This is a genomic window from Sphingopyxis sp. 550B (assembly GCF_057401805.1).
In genome coordinates, this window is the sequence record NZ_CM171610.1 from 2,993,198 (window position 1) to 3,011,017 (window position 17,820).

The following is a 17,820-nucleotide window of genomic DNA, read 5'->3' on the forward strand; positions in this document are numbered from 1 at the left end:
CCTGGTTAACCGCTTCGTCTTAAGCGAGTTTCCCGGACCGCGCCAGCCGGCCGCTGAGGCGAGACGCGAAAAACCATCCTGTCCTGTTTCGAGCCAGAATGCCGCGTCCCTACCGGCAATTTAACCAGAAATTTTCCTTTTTCCGCGATGACCGTCGGCACGGACCAGCCTTCGGAGTCACATATCATGGTAAAAGCGCCTGTGGGGGGCGCGCAGCGACCGCTTCGTACACCCTTCCCTTATTCCCTCGTCCTGCTCGCGGCATTGGCCGTGCCGATGCAGGCCCAGGCCGCCGGCACCCGTGCCGGTTCCACGATCAGCAACACCGCGACCGCCAGTTTCGACAATGGCGGGGGACCGCAGACGATCGATTCGAACAAGGTCGACCTGCGCGTCGACGAACTGCTCGACGTCACCGTCGATTCGAGCGACCCGGGCGACGTCGTCACGACGCCGGGCGCGACCGAGCAGCGGCTCACCTTCTCGGTGACGAACAACGGCAATGGCGAGGAGGCCTTCGTGCTCGGCACGGTCGCCAACGGCGGCGGCGACGATTATGATCCGGCCGTCACCCAGATCTACATCGACAATGGCGACGGCGTCTTCGATGCCGGCACCGATACGCTCTATACGCCGGGCGCGAGCGACCCGCTGCTCGATCCCGACGAGAGCGTCACGATCTTCGTGCTCGCGACGACGCCGGGCACCGTCAGCGACGGCCATCGCGGCATCGTCAGCCTGACCGCGGCCGCCAAGACCGGAACCGGCACGCCCGGCACCAGTTTCGCCGGCCTGGGCGAGGGCGGCGGCGACGCGGTCGTCGGATCGACCGGCGCCGACGGGCAGGATGCCGGCGCGTTCAAGGTCTCGTCCGCCACCGTGGCGCTGGTGAAGGTCGCCACCGTCGCCGACCCCTTCGGCGGCAGCGAACCGGTTCCCGGCGCCACCATCACCTATGCGATCACCGCCACGGTCAACGGCAGCGGATCGGTCAACGGTCTCGCCATCACCGACACGGTCCCGGCGGACACCAGCTATGTCGCCGGCTCGATCAGGCTGGGCGGCACGGCGCTGTCCGACGCCGCCGACGGCGATTCGGGCGATTATGACGGAACGCGGGTCCATGTGGCTCTGGGCGCCGTCGCCGGGGGCGAAACCCGCACCGTCACCTTCCAGACGAAAATCAACTGATGGAGAAGTCCATGCGCACCGCCATTCTTCTGTTGCTCGCCGCGGGCCTGCCGGGCCAGGCGCTCGCCGCCGACCAGGTCGCGCTGGCCAACAGCGTGTTCGTCGAACGGGTGACCACCGATGCCGCCGGCAAGCAGCGCGTCTCGCTGGAGGAGCCCAAGGTCGTCACGCCCGGCGACCGGCTCGTCTTCGTGCTCGACTATCGCAACGCCAGCGCGCGCCCGGCCGAGCGTTTCGTCGTCACCAATCCGCTTCCCGATGCGATCCGCTTCACCGACGCCGCGAGCAGCCCGCTCGTTTCGGTCGACGGCGGCCGGAACTGGGGACTGCTCGCCGACCTGACGGTCGCGCTGCCCGACGGCAGCCGGCGCGCCGCGCAGCCCGCCGATGTCACGCATATCCGCTGGGCCTTTCAGAAACCCATTCCGGCCGGTGGCGGCGGCAAGCTCATGTTCCGGGGGGTTGTCAAATAACTCCCTGAAACAAACCGCTTAACGGTCGCGGCGGTGGGGACAGCGACCAATCAAGGCCTAGGAGCTCAGCTATGACCAGCAAGCTGACGACCACGGGCGCCTTCGGTTTCGCGGCGATCGCAAGCATCGCCGCCACGCCGGCCCTTGCGGCCGGCACGACCGCGGGCACCCCGATTACCAATATCGCAAGCGTCCAATATCAGGTGGGGGGCGTCGATCAGGGCACCACGACCGCGTCGGACGAGTTCGTCGTCGACCGCAAGATCAACCTGCTCGTCGAAGAGGCCGGCAATGCGACGACCGAAGTTGCGCCGGGAACGACCAGTGCCGTCACCACCTTTCAGCTCACCAATTCATCGAACGAGGTGCTCGACTTCGGCCTGACGGTGACGCAGCCGGCCGGCGGGTCGGCGCCGCACGGCGGCACCGATTCGTTCAACGCGACCAATGTCCGCATCTATCGCGACAGCGCCGGTGGAACCGTCGGCGCCTTCGATCCGTCGGATACGCTCGTCACCTATATCGACGAACTCGCGACCGATACGCCGATCACGCTGTTCGTCGTCGCGGACATCCCCGCCGGGCTTGCGACGGGCGCCAAGGCGGTCGTGCAGTTGCAGGCTACCGCGTTCGAGGGCAATACGCCCGGCACGCAGGGCGGCGCGATCAGCCAGACGACGGGCGCCAACACCGCGGCCAAGGACACGGTGTTCGCCGATACCGGCGGTGCAATCGACGGCAGCCGCGACGGATCGCACAGCGCGGCCGACGACTATACGGTCAAGACCGCGACACTGACCGTCACCAAATCGAGCCGCGTCATATCCGACCCCTATAATCACGGGACGAATCCGAAGCTGATCCCGGGGGCGACGGTCGAATACTGCATCGCAGTCGCCAACGCGCCGGGCGGTGCGGAGGCGACATCGGTGGCGATCACCGATCCCGTTCCGACGCAACTGACCTTCGTCGCCGATTCGATCCGGCTCGACGGCACGGTCAGCGGCGGCGTCTGCAATGCCGACGGCAACGCGGGCGGCGGCTATTCGGAACCGAACGTGACCGGAACGATCCCGACGATCGCGGCGGGCGACACCCGCACGCTCGTCTTCCGCGCCACGGTCAACTGACGAAAGCAGGGATGGCGCAGGGGGTGCCGGCGCTTCCGGCACCCCCGCCTTCCCTACGCACGGCCGATGACATCGATCGCGAAATCCCTGAGCCTTGCGGGCGCTCTCGCCGCGGCAGCCATGCTGTGCGCGGGCCCGCCGACGCGCGCGCAGGATGCCCCGAGAATCATCTCGAACACGGCTTCTGCCCAATGGAATGACGGCATCGGCGATTCCGCGCGGATCTCGTCGAACCGGGTCGATATCGCAGTCCGGCCGCGTTCCCCCGAAAAGCCGACGATCGCCACCTATCGCCTGACCGACGGCGGTGGCGGCAAATCGATGCCGCTGATGCCGACGCCGTGCGACGGCGGCGCTTCCAACGGAGCCTCCGCCGCGCGAGGCGGTGCGCATCTGATCCAGGTCGCGGGCGCCTATGCCGGCCTTTCGACCGATCCCGCGGCGCTCGAACAGAGCGGCAGCTTCCGCGCCGGCGAATTGCTGGTGATCGGCGTGACGCTCGCTTCGGCCAATCGCGATCCGTCGCGGCGCGATACGCTCCCCGTCGTCCTGGCGCTGGAAAACGGCGACAGCGAGCGCGTCACCCTCACCGAAACGGCGCCGGACAGCGGCGAGTTCGTCGGTTTCATCAACACCATCGGCACGCCGCCGGCGATTGCGGCGGGCGACTGCCGCCTGTCGGTCGAGCCCGGCGCCACGATGACGCTGCACATATCCGACCAGGCCGGCGCGGGAATGACCGCGCTCGCGACGATCGATTTCCTCGTCGATCCCTTCGGCATCGTGTTCGACAGCGGCGACGGCGCCCCCGTGGCGGGCGCCCGCGTGACGATCGTCGATGCGGCGACCGGCAACCCGGCGCCGGTGTTCGGCGACGACGGCGTGTCCGCCTATCCTTCGTCGGTCGTCACCGGCCAGTCGGTGACCGACGCGGGCGGCACCGTCTATCGCTTTCCCGAAGGCGACTATCGCTTTCCCTTCCTCGCGCCCGGCCGTTATCGCCTGGTCGTCGAGCCGCCGGCGCCCTATGCCGCCCCCTCGGCTTCGAGTCCGGCCGAACTGGCCGGTCTCCGCCGTCCCGATGCGGATCACCCCTTCACGATCGGCGATGCCAGCTATGGCCGAACCTTCACCCTTGCCAGCCCGGCGCCGGTCCGGATCGATATTCCGGTGGACAAGCCCGGCCTGCCGCTGGCGCTGCGCAAGACGACCTCGACCGAAGTCGCGGTTCCCGGCGACATCGTCCAGTATCGCATAGAGGTCGCCAATGGCGACGCGCGGCGCACCACGGGCGCGGTGACGGTCCGCGACACGCTGCCCGCCGGCATGCGCCTGCGGACCGATACCGTCCGCGCCGACGGTGAGCGCGTCGAGGCACAGGTTGCGGCGAACGGCCGAGACTTCGCGGTCACGCTGCCCGGCGTCGCGCCCGGCCGTTCGGTGTTGCTGACCTATCTGGCCGAGGTGATCGTCTCGGCGCAGCCGGGACGGGCGCTCAATCGGGCATCGGCGTCCGACAACCGCGGGTCGGCGAGCAATGTCGCGGAGGCGGCGATTGCGATCAAGCGCGACCGGCTGGGCGATCGAATGACGATCATCGGCCGCATCGCCGATGGCGGATGCAGCGTCGATCCGGGCAAGGCGGCCGGCGTCGCCGGCGTGCGCGTGATGCTGCAGGACGGCAGCTATACCGTCACCGACGAGGACGGCCGCTATCATTTCGAGGGCGTGCGCCCGGGCCTTCACGTCGTCCAGATCGACCCGTCGACGCTGCCGCTCGATCGCGAAGCCGTCGATTGCGCGCGCTCGACGCAAAGCGCCGGCAGCCCCATCTCGCGCTTCGTCGAGGGACGCGGCGGATCGCTGAAGCGCGCCGACTTCCGCGCCGCGCCCGCCGCTCCGCGGATCGCGCCCCGGACCACGGCCCCCGAAGCGACGGCGGTACCCGGCGATGCAGACGCCGCGGGCGCGCATCGCGACTGGCTGGCTGGCCAGGAACCGGGCATCGCATGGCTCTTTCCCGCCCCCGATCACAATCCGCGCGCCAAGTCGGTGCGGGCGGCGATCAAGCATCTGCCCGGCCAGAGCGTCGCGCTCCGCATCAACGGCAAGCCCGTCGACCCGCTCGCCTTCGACGGCATGACCAAGTCCGCCGACGGCCGGATCGCGGTCAGCGTCTGGCGCGGGATCGAGATTCACGAAGGCGACAACAGCCTGACCGCGGAAATCCGCGGTGTTGACGGTGTCATCATCGAAAGGATCGAGCGCAAGGTCCATTATTCGATAACCCCGACGCGCGCGACGCTGGTGCGCGAACGGTCGATCCTCGTCGCCGACGGCGTCACCCGTCCCGTCATCGCGGTGCGGCTGACCGACCGCGACGGCAAGCCGATCCGCAAGGGGCTGACGGGCGATTTCAGCGTCCCTGCCCCATATTATCCCGCTGTCGAGGCCGATGCGCAGCAGGCCCGCCAGCTTGCCGGGCTCGAACGGGCGCGCCCGCTGTGGAAAACCGCGGGCGACGACGGCATCGCCTATATCGAGCTCGAACCCACCACCGCCTCGGGCACGCTGACGATCGATTTCGCCTTTCGCGACGACAAGGTCGAGCGCAGGCAGACGCTCGACATGTGGCTCGACCCCGGCGACCGCCCGTGGACCGTAGTCGGCTTCGCCGCCGGAACGCTCGGCTACAATACGCTCGACGACCGCATGGAATCGGTGGCCGAAACGCTCGACGACCTTCACACCGACGCGCGGCTCGCACTCTATGCCAAGGGGCGGGTGCGCGGCAAATGGCTGATGACGCTCGCCTATGACAGCGACAAGGAGCAGGACGACGCGCGCTTCGGCGGCGTGATCGACCCGCGCGCCTATTACACCGTCTACGCCGACCGCAACGAGATGCGCCATGATGCGGCGTCGGTACGCAAGCTCTATCTGCGGCTCGAACGGCCGCAATTCTATGCGATGTTCGGCGATTTCGAGACCGGCATCTCCGATCCGCAGCTCGCGCGCTACAATCGGGCGCTGAACGGCGGCAAGGCCGAGTATCGCGGCCGCACGCTTGCCGCGACCGCTTTCGTCGCCGACACCCCCTACCGCTTTCGCCGCGACGAGATCCAGGGCAACGGCCTTACCGGCCCCTACCCGCTCGGCGCCCGCGATATCCTGCCGAACAGCGAGCGGATCACGATCGAAACGCGCGACCGCCTGCATAGCGAGCGCATTGTTGACAGTGTTACCATGACCCGCCACGTCGATTACGATATCGATTATCTGGCTGGAACGCTGCGGTTCCGCTCCCCCATTCTCAGCCGCTCGTCGAACCTCGATCCCCAATATATCGTCGCGGAATATGAGGTCGACGGCGTCGGCGAGCGCGTGCTCAACGCGGGCGGCCGCGTCAGCTATCGGTCGCGCGACGAAAAGCTGCGCGTCGGCGCAACCTTCATCCACGACGAGGATAGCGACGCCCGCACCGACCTCGGCGGCGTCGATGCGCGCTATCGCCCCGGCGCCGATACCGAGATCCGCGCCGAACTCGCCCTGAGCGACGCCAGCACCCGCGCGGGCGGCAAGGCCGCTCGCGGCACGGCCCGCGCGTGGCTGGTCGAGGCCGAGTATCACAGCAGCCGCGCCGACCTGCTCGCCTACGCCCGCGAGCGCGAGGCGGGATTCGGCACCGGCCAACTCGGCGGCGGAGAGGACGGCACGCGCAAGATCGGAGTCGATGCCCGTCTGCGCGTCGGTTCGGCGCTGTCGATGACGGGAAGCGCGTGGCAGGAAAGCTTCCTCGACGCCGGCACCCGCCGCCGCGCCGCGCGCGCGCTGGTCGAATATGATCGGAGCGCGGGCGGGAGAACGACCGTCGCGCGCGCCGGCCTGACCCATGCCGACGACCGGCTGAGCGACGGCACGCGCAACCGTTCGGACATCGTCCAGTTGGGTGCGACGCAGCGCCTGTTCGAAAAGCGGCTTGAACTCGACGCCCAGACCGAATTCGCGCTCGGCGGCCGGGATGCGAGCGTCGATTTCCCGAGCCGACACCGCCTCGGCGCACGCTTCGCGGTGACGCGCGACGTCAATCTGGTCGGCAGCTACGAGATTGCCGACGGCGACACGGTGAAGGCGCGCACGGCCCGCCTCGGCTTCGATCTGACGCCGTGGGCCGGCGCTCGCCTGCTCGCCGCCGCCAACCAGCAGCAGATCAGCGAATATGGCCCGCGCAGTTTCGCCGCCTATGGTCTGTCGCAGTCGCTGCGGCTCGGTGAGCGCTGGTCGGTCGACATGGCCGTCGACGGCAACCGGACGCTCGGCGGTATCCGAGCGCGCGATGTTATCAATGTAAACACCCCGGTCGCCTCGGGCGGTTTCCTTGGCAATCCAGGCACGCTGACCGAGGATTTCGTCGCGATCAGCAGCGGCGCCACCTATCGCGCCGACCGCTGGACGCTGACCAGCCGCGCCGAATATCGCGACGGCGAACTGGCCAACCGCTATGGCCTGACGCTCGGCGGTCTCCGCCAGCTCGGCGAAGGCCGGGCGCTCGGCGCGCTGCTCAGCTGGACGCGGGCGAGCGGCAGCGGCGCGATGCCGAGTACCGAAACGATGCAGTTCGAAGCGAGCTGGGCGCATCGCCCCGCGGATTCGCGCGTGTCGTGGCTGAACAAGGCCGAATATCGGTCGGACGAGGTGCGCGGCGCCGTTGCGGGCCAGCCCGGTCCCGTGGGCAGCGCCCCGCTGACCGTCAGCGGCGACGTGACGAGCCGCCGGCTGCTCAACAGCCTGTCGGTGAACTGGACGCCGCTTGCCGCTCGCGACGCACGGCAGGCCGAAGGCCGTATGTGGTACGAACGCGGCGAATTCGGCTTCTTCTGGGGCACGCGCTACAATTTCGACCGGTTCGGCGCCGACGATGTGAAGGGCTGGTCGAACCTGTTCGGCGCCGACCTGCGCCTCAACCTCGGCACGCGGGCCGCGATCGGCGCTTCGGGCACGTTGCGCGTCGGCACCGACGCCAATACCGTCGCCTGGGCCGGCGGTCCGACGCTGACGATTGCGCCGGTTGACAATGTCAACATCACCCTCGGCTATAATTTCGCGGGCTTTCACGACCGCGATTTCGAGGAAGCGCGCTTCGCCCGCTCGGGCGCCTATGCGACCTTCCGGCTGAAATTCGACCAGACGAGCTTCGCGGGGCTCGGCCTGTAGGGCAAGCCTATCAGTCGGCGAACAGCAGCACTGGCGTTTCGACCAGCCGCTTGAGCGCCTGGACGAAGCTCGCGGCGTCCCAGCCGTCGACGACGCGGTGATCGCAGCTGATCGACAGGTTCATCAGCTTGGCGCGGCGGATGTCGTCGCCCCCTTGAGGATTTTTGGCGAACACCGGGCGCTCGACGATCTTGTTGGGGCCGATGATCGCGACCTCGGGCCGGTTGATCACCGGCGTCGTCGCGATGCCGCCGAGCGGGCCGAGCGAGGTGACGGTCAGCGTGCCGCCGGTGAGTTCGTCGACCTTCGCCTTGCCGGTACGCGCGGCTTCAGCCAGGCGGCTGATTTCCGACGCCAATTGCCAGACATTCTTGTCCTGCGCGTCGCGGATCACCGGGACCATCAGCCCGGCGTCGGTCTGCGTTGCCATGCCCAGATGCACGGCGCCGTGCCGCGTCACCACGCCCGCTTCGTCGTCGTAGCGCGCGTTGATCATCGGAAATTCGGGAATCGTGCGGCAGATCGCGACGATCAGGAAAGGTAACATCGTCAACTTCGGCCGATTTCCGCGATTTGCGTTCAGATCGGCGCGCATCGCCTCGAGCGCGGTGACGTCCATTTCCTCGACATAGGTGAAATGTGGAATCGCGCGCTTCGAGGCGGCCATATTCTCGGCGATCTTGCGGCGCATGCCGATGACCTTGATCGGTTCGTCGGCGCGGGCGCGCGATGCGCCCGGCGCCTGATAGCCCTGCCCCGCGCCATAGCGCAGATAGGCGTCGAGATCGGCGTGGCGGATACGGTCGCCCTCGGCCTGGACCTGCGACAGGTCGACGCCGAGATCACGCGCCCGCGCGCGAACGGCGGGAGACGCCAGCACCGCCCTGTCCTCTTTCCCGCCTGCGGGAGCGGCCGCGGACGGGCTTGCTTCGGCAACGGCGGCAGGCGCTTCGGCTGACTCCTCGACGGAATCTTCGGAAGTCTCTGCAACTTCTTCTAAAACCGTGACTTCATCGGTCGATTCTCTACTCGAACCATCCGCCGGCGTATCGGATGCTTCCGCGTCGGCATCGGTTTCGATGACCGCGAGCGTCGATCCGATCGGCACCATGTCGCCGACCTCGCCCGCCAGTTCGACGATCACGCCCGACACCGGCGATTCCATCTCGACGGTCGCCTTGTCGGTCATCATGTCGGCAAGCTGCGCATCTTCTTCGATGCGGTCGCCGACCCGGACGTGCCAGGCGACGATCTCGGCCTCGGCGATCCCTTCGCCGATATCGGGCAGGCGGAACGAATAGCGGGCCATGGCGGTCAGTCCTTCATCAACTTGTCGAGCGCGGTCGCGATACGCACCGGACCCGGGAAATAGGCCCATTCGAGGCTGTGCGGATAGGGCGTGTCGAAACCCGTCACGCGCTCGACCGGCGCCTCGAGATGATAGAAGCAGCGTTCCTGCACCAGCGCGGCGAGCTCGGCGCCGAAACCCGACGTGCGCGTCGCCTCGTGGATGATCAGGCAACGTCCGGTCTTCTTCACCGACGCCTCGACCGCCTCGATGTCGAGCGGCAGCAGCGTGCGCAGGTCGATGATCTCGGCGTCGACCCCGATCTCCTCGATGATCGTCTTCGCGACATGGACCATCGCGCCATAGACGAGCACCGTCACCGCCTCGCCCTCGCGCACCGTCGCGGCCTTGCCGAGTTCGATGCGGTAATAATCCTCGGGAACCGCGCTCGCCGCATGCTTCGACCAGGGCTCGACCGGGCGGTCGTAATAGCCGCTGAACGGCCCGTTGTAGATGCGCTTGGGTTCGAGGAATACGACGGGGTCGTTATCCTCGATCGCCGCGATCAGCAGCCCCTTCGCATCATAGGGATTGGACGGAATCACTGTCTTCACGCCGCAGATATGCGCCATGATGCTTTCGGGCGACTGGCTGTGCGTCTGCCCGCCGAAGATGCCGCCGCCGAACGGCGTGCGCACCGTCATCGGGCAGATATAGTCGTTGGCAGACCGGTAGCGCAGGCGCGCCGCCTCGCTGACCAGCTGGTCGAGACCGGGGTAGATATAGTCGGCGAACTGAATCTCCGGCACCGGCCGCAGGCCATAGGCGCCCATGCCGACAGCGACTCCGATGATGCCGCATTCGTTGATCGGCGTGTCGAAGACGCGGGTCCGGCCATGCTTTTTCTGCAGCCCCGCGGTGGCGCGGAAAACGCCGCCGAAATAGCCGACGTCCTCGCCCATCACGACGGTGGCGGGGTCGCGTTCGAGCATGATGTCCATGGCGCTGTTGATCGCCTCGATCATGTTCATGGTCTTCACGGGCGCGCTCATCACTCGGGCTTCCAGTCGGGGCCGAACTTGGCCCTTTGTTCGGCAAGCATCTGTTCGCATTGTTCCTGAAGATGCCAGGGCATGTGCTCGAACACATCCTCGAACATGGTTTCGAAGGGCTGGTGCATGCCATGCCCCAAAATTCCAAGTTTTTCAGACTGCTTCTGTGACGTCTTTATCAGATCGTCGAGTTCCTGCTTCAACGCTTCGTGACGCTCGCCGTCCCATTCGCCGAGCCGTTCGAGATGCTCGCGCAACCGCATGATCGGATCGCCGAACGGCCAGGCGCTGGCCTCCTGCGCCGCGCGATAGGCGTTCGGGTCGTCGGAGGTGCTGTGCCCCTCGGCGCGATAGGTGAAATGTTCGATCAGCGTCGGGCCGTTGTTCGTCCGCGCACGGTCCGCGGCCCACTGGGTCGCTGCATAGACCGCGAGCGGATCGTTGCCGTCGACGCGCAGCCCGGCGATGCCATAGCCGACCGCGCGCGCCGCGAAGGTGGTGCGCTCACCGCCGGCGAAACCCGAAAAGCTGGAGATCGCCCACTGGTTGTTGACGACGTTGAAGATGACCGGCGCATTGTAGACGGTCGCGAAGGTCAGCGCCGAGTGGAAGTCGCCCTCGGCCGACGATCCCTCGCCGCACCATGTCGTCGCGATGCGGCTGTCGCCCTTCGAAGCGGACGCCATCGCCCAGCCCACCGCCTGCGGATATTGGGTCGCCAGATTGCCCGAGACGCTGAAGAAGCCGTAGTCGGGCGCCGAATACATGATCGGAAGCTGCCGCCCGAGCAGATGGTCGCCGCGATTCGAATAGATCTGGTTCATCATCTGGACCAGCGGATAGTCGCGCGCGATCAATATGCCCTGCTGGCGATAGCTGGGAAACACCATGTCGGCGCGGTCGATCGCCATCGTCGAGGCCACCGAGGTCGCCTCTTCGCCGGTCGATTTCATGTAGAAGCTGGTCTTGCCCTGCCGCTGCGCGCGGAACATGCGGTCGTCGAACGCCCGCACCGTCATCATGTAGCGCAGCATCGTGCGCAGCCGCTCGGGCGCCAGCTTCGGGTCCCACGGTCCTTTCGCCTGCCCGTCGAAATCGAGCACGCGCACCAGGCCGTAACACAGGTCGCGCATCGCGTCGGGTTTCGTCGCCTCGCCGGGGCGCGGCGTGGCATCGACGGCAGGAACCGGAACGTCGCTGAAGTCGGGGGTATCGCCGGGGCGATAGCGCGGTTCGGGAATATGGAGCGACAGCGGCGGCAGATTGCCCGCCGGGCGCCGAGGCGTCTCAGGCATGTCTTCTTCCCTTCGACGCGAATCACGCGCCGTTTAGTTATATTTCAATGCGGCGACATATTATTACCGTCGCCGATCCATTGCAATGCCTGCGATCAGACCGCGACGGGCGCCGGAATATGCGCCTGCGGCGCATAGGCCTCGACCGCGAAATCCTCGAAGCGATAGGCAAAGATGCTTTCCGGCCGCCGCAGGAGGCGCAGCTTTGGCGCGCCGGCCGGGGTCCGCCGCAACTGCTCTTCGACGAGCGCGGTGTGGTTGAGATAGAGATGCACGTCGCCGCCGGTCCACACCAGTTCGTGCGCGTGCAGGTCGCATTGCTGCGCGATCATCCGCGTCAGCAGCGCCGCCTCGAATATGTTGAACGCGAAGCCGAGCCCCAGGTCGCACGAGCGCTGGAACAGCAGGCACGACAATCCGCCGTCGCTGCGCACATGGAACTGATAGGTCATGTGGCACGGCGGCAAGGCCATGCGATCGAGGTCGGCGACGTTCCAGCCGGTGAAGATGTGCCGCCGCGACCCGGGATTGCTGCGCAGCGAATCGATCAGCGCCGCGATCTGGTCGTGCCCCTTTTCGGCCCGGCGGAACAGACCATCCCCCGCGGGCTCGTAGCGCGGCCAGTTCACCCATTGGTGGCCGTAAACGGGACCGAGATCGCCCCATGCCGCCGCGAAATCGGAATCCGAAAGGATGCGCGCCTCGAAATCCTCCGCGCCGATATCTTCGCCGGTCTCGCGGCGATAGCGATCGAGCGGCCAGTCGGTCCAGATCCGCACCCCCTGCGCGACCAGCGGGCGGATATTGGTGTCGCCGGTCAGGAACCACAGCATCTCGCGCAGCGCGGTTTTCCAATAGACCCGCTTGGTGGTGAGCAGCGGGATCGCATCGTCGGCGAGCGAGAATCGCATCGTCTCGCCGAACAGCGAGCGCGTGCCGACGCCGGTGCGGTCGACCCGCTCGTCGCCCTCGGCCCAGATTCGGCGCATCAGGTCGAGATATTGCAGTTCATAATGGATGGAATCGGGCAAGACCTGCTCCTGTGTTGCGGGCCCCAGTGCTAAGCGCGCGACGGAAGGACGGCAAGGGCGGCAGCAGCCATGACTCTCCGTTACGGCGCAGATGCCGATTGGAGCGCCGGCCTCCGCGCCGCATAGACGGCGCGATGAATCTCTCCGATCCGCTTGGCAACGGGGCCGACATGGCCGCGACCGGCTTCGTGCAATGCGCGGACGAGGACGATGTCGCGCGCCACCTGCTGCGCCCGTCCTTCACCAACGACGGCGAAACCGTCCAGTTGCTGGCCTTCGATGGCCATGCACGGCTGATTTCCGCCGAACGGATCGAAGCGACGCTGTCGGGGCGCTGCACCATTCCCCCGATGCGTTGGCGAAGGCTGCTCGGCCCGGCGGTGACCGGCGTGCTGATGGCGCACAACCATCCCTCGGGCGTCGCCTGGCCCAGCGAAGGCGACCTCGCCTGCACCCGCGCGGTTTCGCGGCTCCTTCGTCCGATGGGGATCGATCTGTTCGACCATCTGATCTTCGTCGACAGCGGTCATTTCAGCTTTCGCCGCGCGCACCTGCTGTAGGTCCCGATCCTGGTGCGATTGCCGCTTGCAGTTCCCGGGCGGCGCGTCTAGAGGACCGCCCTGCCTTCGCGCCGCTTCGTCGGCGCTGGAGATCGGTCGGGGAGTAGCTCAGCCTGGTAGAGCACTGTCTTCGGGAGGCAGGGGCCGGAGGTTCGAATCCTCTCTCCCCGACCAGTTTTCTTTCGCAACATTATTTCTTTCCGCTTCTTGTAACGCGGCGCGGAACGTCCTAGATTGTCGGTACGCCGTCGTGGTTGCCCCCTTTCCACTGCGGCGAGTGCCCCGTCCCATGACGCGGGTGCGTCCTCCCTGGACCCTGGCCACCTCGTACTTCGGTACGAGGTGGTTTTTTATTCGGCCGCTTGCGGCAGCCCTTCGTCGCCCGAAAACAGGCTGTTTGCGGCGGCGACCAGTTCCGCGAGCCAGCGCGAGAGCCGCGCCACGCCCGCGGCGTCGGGTCTGCCCATCCCGTCCAGATACAGGCGTCGATCGATCTCGATCTGAACCGCATGCTGGCCGTCCGCGGGGCAGCCGTGGGTCCGGATGATATGACCGCCGGCATAGGGCTGGTTGCGCGTTACCGGCTCGCCAAGCCCCGCCGCCGCATCGACGACCAGATCGACCAGCGCCGGATCGGCCGTCGCGCCGAAACGGTCGCCGACCACGATCCGCGCGCCATGCCCCGGCTGACCCGACGGAATCGGCGGCATGCTGTGGAGGTCGATCAGGATCGCGTGGCCGAAGCGCGCACGCAGGGCAGCCAGCTCGGCCGCGAGCGCGGCATGATAGGGCCGGTGCAGCGAATCGAGTCGCCAGCGCAGGCCGGCCGCATCCATGGGGCGCTTCCACAGCGGCCCGCAATCGGCGAGGCGCGTCGGGACAACGCCCAGCCCCGCCCGCTCCTTGCGGCCGGGCGCCGAGAATTGCGGGCGCAGCGTCACCGCGACCTCGCCCGGCGCCATCTGGCCTTCGCCGCGATTGCAGTCTGCGACCGCGCGCGCCCACAGGGCCTGGACGACCGTGCCGCCCGCCGCCGTCACACCGGCCGCCAGCAGGTCACACCAGCCATCCTCCAGCCGCTCGAGCATCGCGCGGTCGACGCGCGCCGCCGCCAATATCTCGGGCGGATAAAGACGTCCCGCATGGGGAACCGAGACCAGAACGGGGCCGCTGACCGCAGGCCGATTGACAGCGATGGCGGCGCTCTGGAAGATAGGCTGCGGCATGCGGCCAAGGTGGCAAAATTCGCCCGGCGAATCCAGCGTCACCGAATTTGTTAAGCCTCTGCCACTATGGCGGGCATCGCGACGACGGCAGGATCCCATGGGGCGACGCCGCATGACCAGGGGGCGAATTGACAGCATGATCCGGATTTTGCTGGCCGAAGACGATGACGTGATGCGCGAATATCTGGCGCATGCGCTGACCAGCGCCGGCTATCACGTGACCGCCGTCGACCGCGGCACCGAAGCGGTGCCCTATATCGATTCGGGGACGTTCGACCTGCTGCTGTCCGATATCGTGATGCCGGAGATGGACGGCATCGAACTCGCGCAGCACTGCGCGAAGGCGGCGCCGCAGACGCAGGTGATGTTCATCACCGGCTTCGCCGCCGTCACGCTGCGCGCGGAAGAGAATGTCCCGCAGGCGAAGCTGCTGTCGAAGCCCTTCCACCTCAAGGACCTGGTGCGCGAGGTCGACCTGCTGTTCGGGCGCGCCGACCGGTCGCACCAACAATAATCATCGCCGGGCGCGCGAAAGGCTTGCCAGCCTGCGCCAAGCCCATTAAGGGGCGCGTCACCCCAGAACGTGTGGGCGTGTAGCTCAGTGGTAGAGCACTGTGTTGACATCGCAGGGGTCGCAAGTTCAATCCTTGCCACGCCCACCATTCCCTTCCCATCGCCGCCGACCTGGCCGCGCCGTACATGGCACGGCGCGTCCGTCACAGGCCTTGGGTCTGGTCGATGCGCGACGCATCGCCGACCTGGCTGCCCCCGTCGCAATCGAGGATCGTTCCGGTGATGTAGGCGGCCGCCGGCGAGCAGAGGAACACCGCCGATTCGGCCACTTCCTCGACCTTGCCCCACCGCTTCATCGCAATGCGCGCATAATGCGCCTCGCGGGTCGCCGCGTCGGGCGCCAGCCGCTTCATGCCTTCGGTATCGGCGATCGGCCCGGGCGAAATGCCGTTCACCCGTACGTCGGGGCCCCATTCGAGCGCGAGCGTGCGGACGAGCTGGTTGATCCCGGCCTTCGCGGCGCAGGCATGCGCCTGAAGCGCCATCGCGTTGACCGCCTGCCCCGCCGTGATCGCGATCAGCGACGCGCCGGGCTTGTTCAGCAGGTCGTGACACCCCCGGAAGACGTTGAAGGTGCCGTTGAGATCGATGTCAACGACGGTGCGAAAGGCGTTGGCCGACATGCCGAGCACCGGGGCGAGGAAATTGCCCGCGGCGCCCGAAATGACGATGTCGATCGCCCCCAGCCTGTCGGCGACCGTCTCCATCACCCCGCGAATCGCATCATAATCGCGCACATCGCCCGACAGGCCGAGCGCGCCCGCGCCGATCTCGGCCGCCGCGCGCGCCGCCTTGTCGGGATCGCGCCCGGCGACCGCGACCTTCGCCCCCAGTTCGGCGAAGCGCTTCGCGATGCCGAGGTTGATGCCGCTGGTTCCGCCGGCCACGAACGCCGTCTTGCCGGCCAGCAGATTGTCCCGAAACGTCGTCATCCGTCCTTGCTCCTCGCTCGATTTTCGCGCGGCGACCGCACCCCGATCCGCAAAGCGGGTTGACGGATCGGAATCGGTCGCCTTTTGAAACGCGACCAGACAGCAAGGACGAACCGATGGCAAGTGGCCCCACATCGCACAGCTTCATCTCGCAGCGGCTCAAGCTGCATTATGTCGACTGGGGAAATGACGACGCGCCGCCGCTGCTGCTCGTCCACGGCGGCCGCGATCATTGCCGAAGCTGGGATTGGGTCGCGGAGAGGCTGTGCGACCGTTATCATGTCATCGCGCCCGACCTGCGCGGCCATGGCGACAGCGCCTGGTCGCCCGACGGCAATTACGACATGGACGCCTTCGTCTACGATCTCGCGCAGCTCATCCACCAGCTCGACCTCGCGCCGGTGACGATCGTCGCGCATTCGATGGGCGGCAATGTCGCGCTGCGCTATACCGGTCTCTACCCCGACAATGTGCGCAAGCTGGTGGCGATCGAGGGACTCGGCCCTTCGCCCAAGATGCTCGCCGAACGCGCCGCGAAACCCGTCGCCGACCGCTTCCGCCAATGGATCGAGGACAAGCGCCAGGCCGCCGGGCGCATCCCAAAGCGTTATGCCACGCTCGACGACGCGCTCGCGCGGATGATGGCGGAGAACAGCTATCTGACACCCGAACAGGCGCGCCATCTGACCGTGCAGGGGATCAACCGCAACGAGGACGGCAGCTGGAGCTGGAAGTTCGACAATTATCTGAACGTCTGGTCGGGTTTCGACATGCCGCAGGACGACATTGCGTCGCTGTGGGCGGCGATCGCCTGCCCCACGCTGCTTCTCTACGGCGCCGACAGCTGGGCCTCGAATCCCGAAAAGGACGGGCGGCTCGAGCATTTCCGCACCGCAAAGGTGATCGAATTCGAAAAGGCGGGCCACTGGCTGCATCACGACCAGTTCGATCGGTTCATGTCCACGCTAGAGGAGTTTCTCTAGAATGTCGTCGCGGCGCACGCGGGTGCGCGGAAGGAACGGCGCACGATGGTCTATTCGGGGGTCTATTCGGGGCAGGCATCGAAGGGCGAGCGGGTCGCGGCCGGCACGGCGTCGCTGCTGGTCGCGGCCGCGATCGGACTCGGCCTCGCGAGCGGCCTCGATCTTGCGGTCGTGCGCCGCGCCAGCGAGACGATCGCGGCCATAGCGATTCCCGCACCCCGGCCGGAGCCGGAGGTCGCTCCCGCCCCGCAGCCGACCCCGTCCCGCAGCGCCAGCGGCAAGGCGTCTCCCGCCAACAAACAGGCGAAAGCGGCGGCGGCCACGGCCCCGAAACCGCTGGTTCCACCGCCGAATCCTCCGCCGATCGCGGCCGCCCCGCGCCCCGGCGAGGGAAGCCAGGCGTCGGCGGGTGCCGCCCCGGTCGCCGGACCGGGCTCGGGCGCCGGAGGGCGCGGCGACGGCACCGGCGCCGGCGGCTCGGGGAACGGCACCGGCGGCGGGACGCGGCCGGTCTGGCGCAGCGGCACGATCCGCGACAGCGACTATCCGAAGGCGGCCAGCCGCGCGAAGATCGGCGGAGAAGTCGAGGTCCGCTTCACCATCCAGCCGACCGGGCGCGTCACCGCCTGCCGCGTCACGCGGTCGAGCGGCGACCCCGCGCTCGATTCGACCACCTGCCGGCTGATCGAAGAGCGCTTCCGCTTCCGCCCCGCCACCGACGCGGCGGGCCGGCCGATCGCCAGCAGCTATGGCTGGCGCCAGAACTGGTGGCTCGAACGCCGGCGCTGACCAAATGGGAAAAGGTGGCGGAGACGGAGGTTATAATAAGCGAAAACTATCTAATTGTAATCGCTTAGCAATGTCTCAGCGGT

At 67.3% G+C, this 17,820-nt stretch carries 14 protein-coding genes and 2 tRNA genes; 10 read left to right on the forward strand and 6 right to left on the reverse strand.

Going from position 1 to position 17,820, the window contains the following annotated elements; all coding sequences use genetic code 11:
* Positions 1-276: 276 nt before the first annotated feature.
* From AC2S9W_RS14085 to AC2S9W_RS14100, 4 genes are all read left to right on the forward strand, one after another.
* Entirely contained in the window at positions 277-1,191 is a 915-nt protein-coding gene (locus AC2S9W_RS14085; RefSeq protein ID WP_486571033.1) for a hypothetical protein, read from the forward strand.
* Between the two features lie 11 nt (positions 1,192-1,202).
* Entirely contained in the window at positions 1,203-1,664 is a 462-nt protein-coding gene (locus AC2S9W_RS14090) for a DUF11 domain-containing protein (protein WP_158682201.1), read from the forward strand.
* 71 nt (positions 1,665-1,735) lie between these two features.
* Entirely contained in the window at positions 1,736-2,794 is a 1,059-nt protein-coding gene (locus AC2S9W_RS14095) for a DUF11 domain-containing protein (RefSeq protein ID WP_076075269.1), read from the forward strand.
* 120 nt (positions 2,795-2,914) lie between these two features.
* Complete coding sequence (locus tag AC2S9W_RS14100) at positions 2,915-8,008, forward strand: hypothetical protein (RefSeq protein WP_486571034.1); 5,094 nt, start codon at positions 2,915-2,917, stop codon at positions 8,006-8,008.
* 10 nt (positions 8,009-8,018) lie between these two features.
* On the opposite strand, the gene AC2S9W_RS14105 is transcribed toward AC2S9W_RS14100, so the two are convergent.
* From AC2S9W_RS14105 to thyA, 4 genes are all read right to left on the reverse strand, one after another.
* Complete coding sequence (locus AC2S9W_RS14105; RefSeq protein ID WP_076075263.1) at positions 8,019-9,317, reverse strand: dihydrolipoamide acetyltransferase family protein; 1,299 nt, start codon at positions 9,315-9,317, stop codon at positions 8,019-8,021.
* Positions 9,318-9,322: 5 nt separating this feature from the next.
* Positions 9,323-10,327, reverse strand: coding sequence for an alpha-ketoacid dehydrogenase subunit beta (locus AC2S9W_RS14110; RefSeq protein ID WP_076077825.1), 1,005 nt, complete (start codon positions 10,325-10,327; stop codon positions 9,323-9,325).
* A gap of 20 nt (positions 10,328-10,347) precedes the next feature.
* Complete coding sequence (locus tag AC2S9W_RS14115) at positions 10,348-11,643, reverse strand: 3-methyl-2-oxobutanoate dehydrogenase (2-methylpropanoyl-transferring) subunit alpha (RefSeq protein WP_076075261.1); 1,296 nt, start codon at positions 11,641-11,643, stop codon at positions 10,348-10,350.
* A 95-nt stretch (positions 11,644-11,738) separates the two neighbouring features.
* Positions 11,739-12,674, reverse strand: coding sequence for a thymidylate synthase (thyA, locus tag AC2S9W_RS14120; protein ID WP_267894974.1), 936 nt, complete (start codon positions 12,672-12,674; stop codon positions 11,739-11,741).
* 134 nt (positions 12,675-12,808) lie between these two features.
* Between thyA and AC2S9W_RS14125 the strand changes: the two genes are divergently transcribed.
* Together AC2S9W_RS14125 and AC2S9W_RS14130 are read left to right on the forward strand one after the other, a co-directional pair.
* Positions 12,809-13,234: a JAB domain-containing protein gene (locus AC2S9W_RS14125; RefSeq protein ID WP_076075258.1), complete on the forward strand. Its 426-nt coding sequence runs from the start codon at positions 12,809-12,811 to the stop codon at positions 13,232-13,234.
* Positions 13,235-13,331: 97 nt separating this feature from the next.
* Positions 13,332-13,408, forward strand: a tRNA-Pro gene (locus AC2S9W_RS14130).
* Positions 13,409-13,584: 176 nt separating this feature from the next.
* Here AC2S9W_RS14130 and AC2S9W_RS14135 read toward each other — a convergent pair.
* Positions 13,585-14,460: an N-formylglutamate amidohydrolase gene (locus AC2S9W_RS14135; protein ID WP_076075256.1), complete on the reverse strand. Its 876-nt coding sequence runs from the start codon at positions 14,458-14,460 to the stop codon at positions 13,585-13,587.
* A gap of 136 nt (positions 14,461-14,596) precedes the next feature.
* Here AC2S9W_RS14135 and cpdR point away from each other — a divergent pair, with 136 nt between their 5' ends.
* On the forward strand, positions 14,597-14,974 hold the full coding sequence (gene cpdR, locus AC2S9W_RS14140) for a cell cycle two-component system response regulator CpdR (RefSeq protein WP_076075253.1): 378 nt from the start codon (positions 14,597-14,599) through the stop codon (positions 14,972-14,974).
* A gap of 73 nt (positions 14,975-15,047) precedes the next feature.
* Positions 15,048-15,122, forward strand: a tRNA-Val gene (locus tag AC2S9W_RS14145).
* A 54-nt stretch (positions 15,123-15,176) separates the two neighbouring features.
* Here the strand turns inward: AC2S9W_RS14145 and AC2S9W_RS14150 are convergent.
* Positions 15,177-15,965 carry an SDR family oxidoreductase gene (locus tag AC2S9W_RS14150; RefSeq protein ID WP_076075250.1) on the reverse strand — a complete coding sequence of 263 codons (789 nt, stop codon included), beginning with the start codon at positions 15,963-15,965 and terminating at the stop codon, positions 15,177-15,179.
* Between the two features lie 116 nt (positions 15,966-16,081).
* On the opposite strand from AC2S9W_RS14150, the gene AC2S9W_RS14155 reads away from it, so the two are divergent.
* Together AC2S9W_RS14155 and AC2S9W_RS14160 are read left to right on the forward strand one after the other, a co-directional pair.
* Complete coding sequence (locus AC2S9W_RS14155) at positions 16,082-16,948, forward strand: alpha/beta fold hydrolase (RefSeq protein WP_076075248.1); 867 nt, start codon at positions 16,082-16,084, stop codon at positions 16,946-16,948.
* Positions 16,949-16,993: 45 nt separating this feature from the next.
* Positions 16,994-17,737 (forward strand): energy transducer TonB, encoded by a 744-nt coding sequence (locus tag AC2S9W_RS14160; RefSeq protein WP_104959688.1) that lies wholly within the window; start codon positions 16,994-16,996, stop codon positions 17,735-17,737.
* Positions 17,738-17,820 lie beyond the last annotated feature (83 nt).

Coding starts and splice junctions, on each gene's coding strand:
- AC2S9W_RS14085 (WP_486571033.1), top strand. CDS start 277: ATGCAGGCCCAGGCCGCCGGCACCCGTGCCGGTTCCACGATCAGCAAC.
- AC2S9W_RS14090 (WP_158682201.1), top strand. CDS start 1,203: ATGCGCACCGCCATTCTTCTGTTGCTCGCCGCGGGCCTGCCGGGCCAG.
- AC2S9W_RS14095 (WP_076075269.1), top strand. CDS start 1,736: ATGACCAGCAAGCTGACGACCACGGGCGCCTTCGGTTTCGCGGCGATC.
- AC2S9W_RS14100 (WP_486571034.1), top strand. CDS start 2,915: ATGCTGTGCGCGGGCCCGCCGACGCGCGCGCAGGATGCCCCGAGAATC.
- AC2S9W_RS14105 (WP_076075263.1), bottom strand. CDS start 9,317: ATGGCCCGCTATTCGTTCCGCCTGCCCGATATCGGCGAAGGGATCGCC.
- AC2S9W_RS14110 (WP_076077825.1), bottom strand. CDS start 10,327: ATGAACATGATCGAGGCGATCAACAGCGCCATGGACATCATGCTCGAA.
- AC2S9W_RS14115 (WP_076075261.1), bottom strand. CDS start 11,643: ATGCCTGAGACGCCTCGGCGCCCGGCGGGCAATCTGCCGCCGCTGTCG.
- AC2S9W_RS14125 (WP_076075258.1), top strand. CDS start 12,809: ATGAATCTCTCCGATCCGCTTGGCAACGGGGCCGACATGGCCGCGACC.
- AC2S9W_RS14135 (WP_076075256.1), bottom strand. CDS start 14,460: ATGCCGCAGCCTATCTTCCAGAGCGCCGCCATCGCTGTCAATCGGCCT.
- cpdR (WP_076075253.1), top strand. CDS start 14,597: ATGATCCGGATTTTGCTGGCCGAAGACGATGACGTGATGCGCGAATAT.
- AC2S9W_RS14150 (WP_076075250.1), bottom strand. CDS start 15,965: ATGACGACGTTTCGGGACAATCTGCTGGCCGGCAAGACGGCGTTCGTG.
- AC2S9W_RS14155 (WP_076075248.1), top strand. CDS start 16,082: ATGGCAAGTGGCCCCACATCGCACAGCTTCATCTCGCAGCGGCTCAAG.
- AC2S9W_RS14160 (WP_104959688.1), top strand. CDS start 16,994: ATGGTCTATTCGGGGGTCTATTCGGGGCAGGCATCGAAGGGCGAGCGG.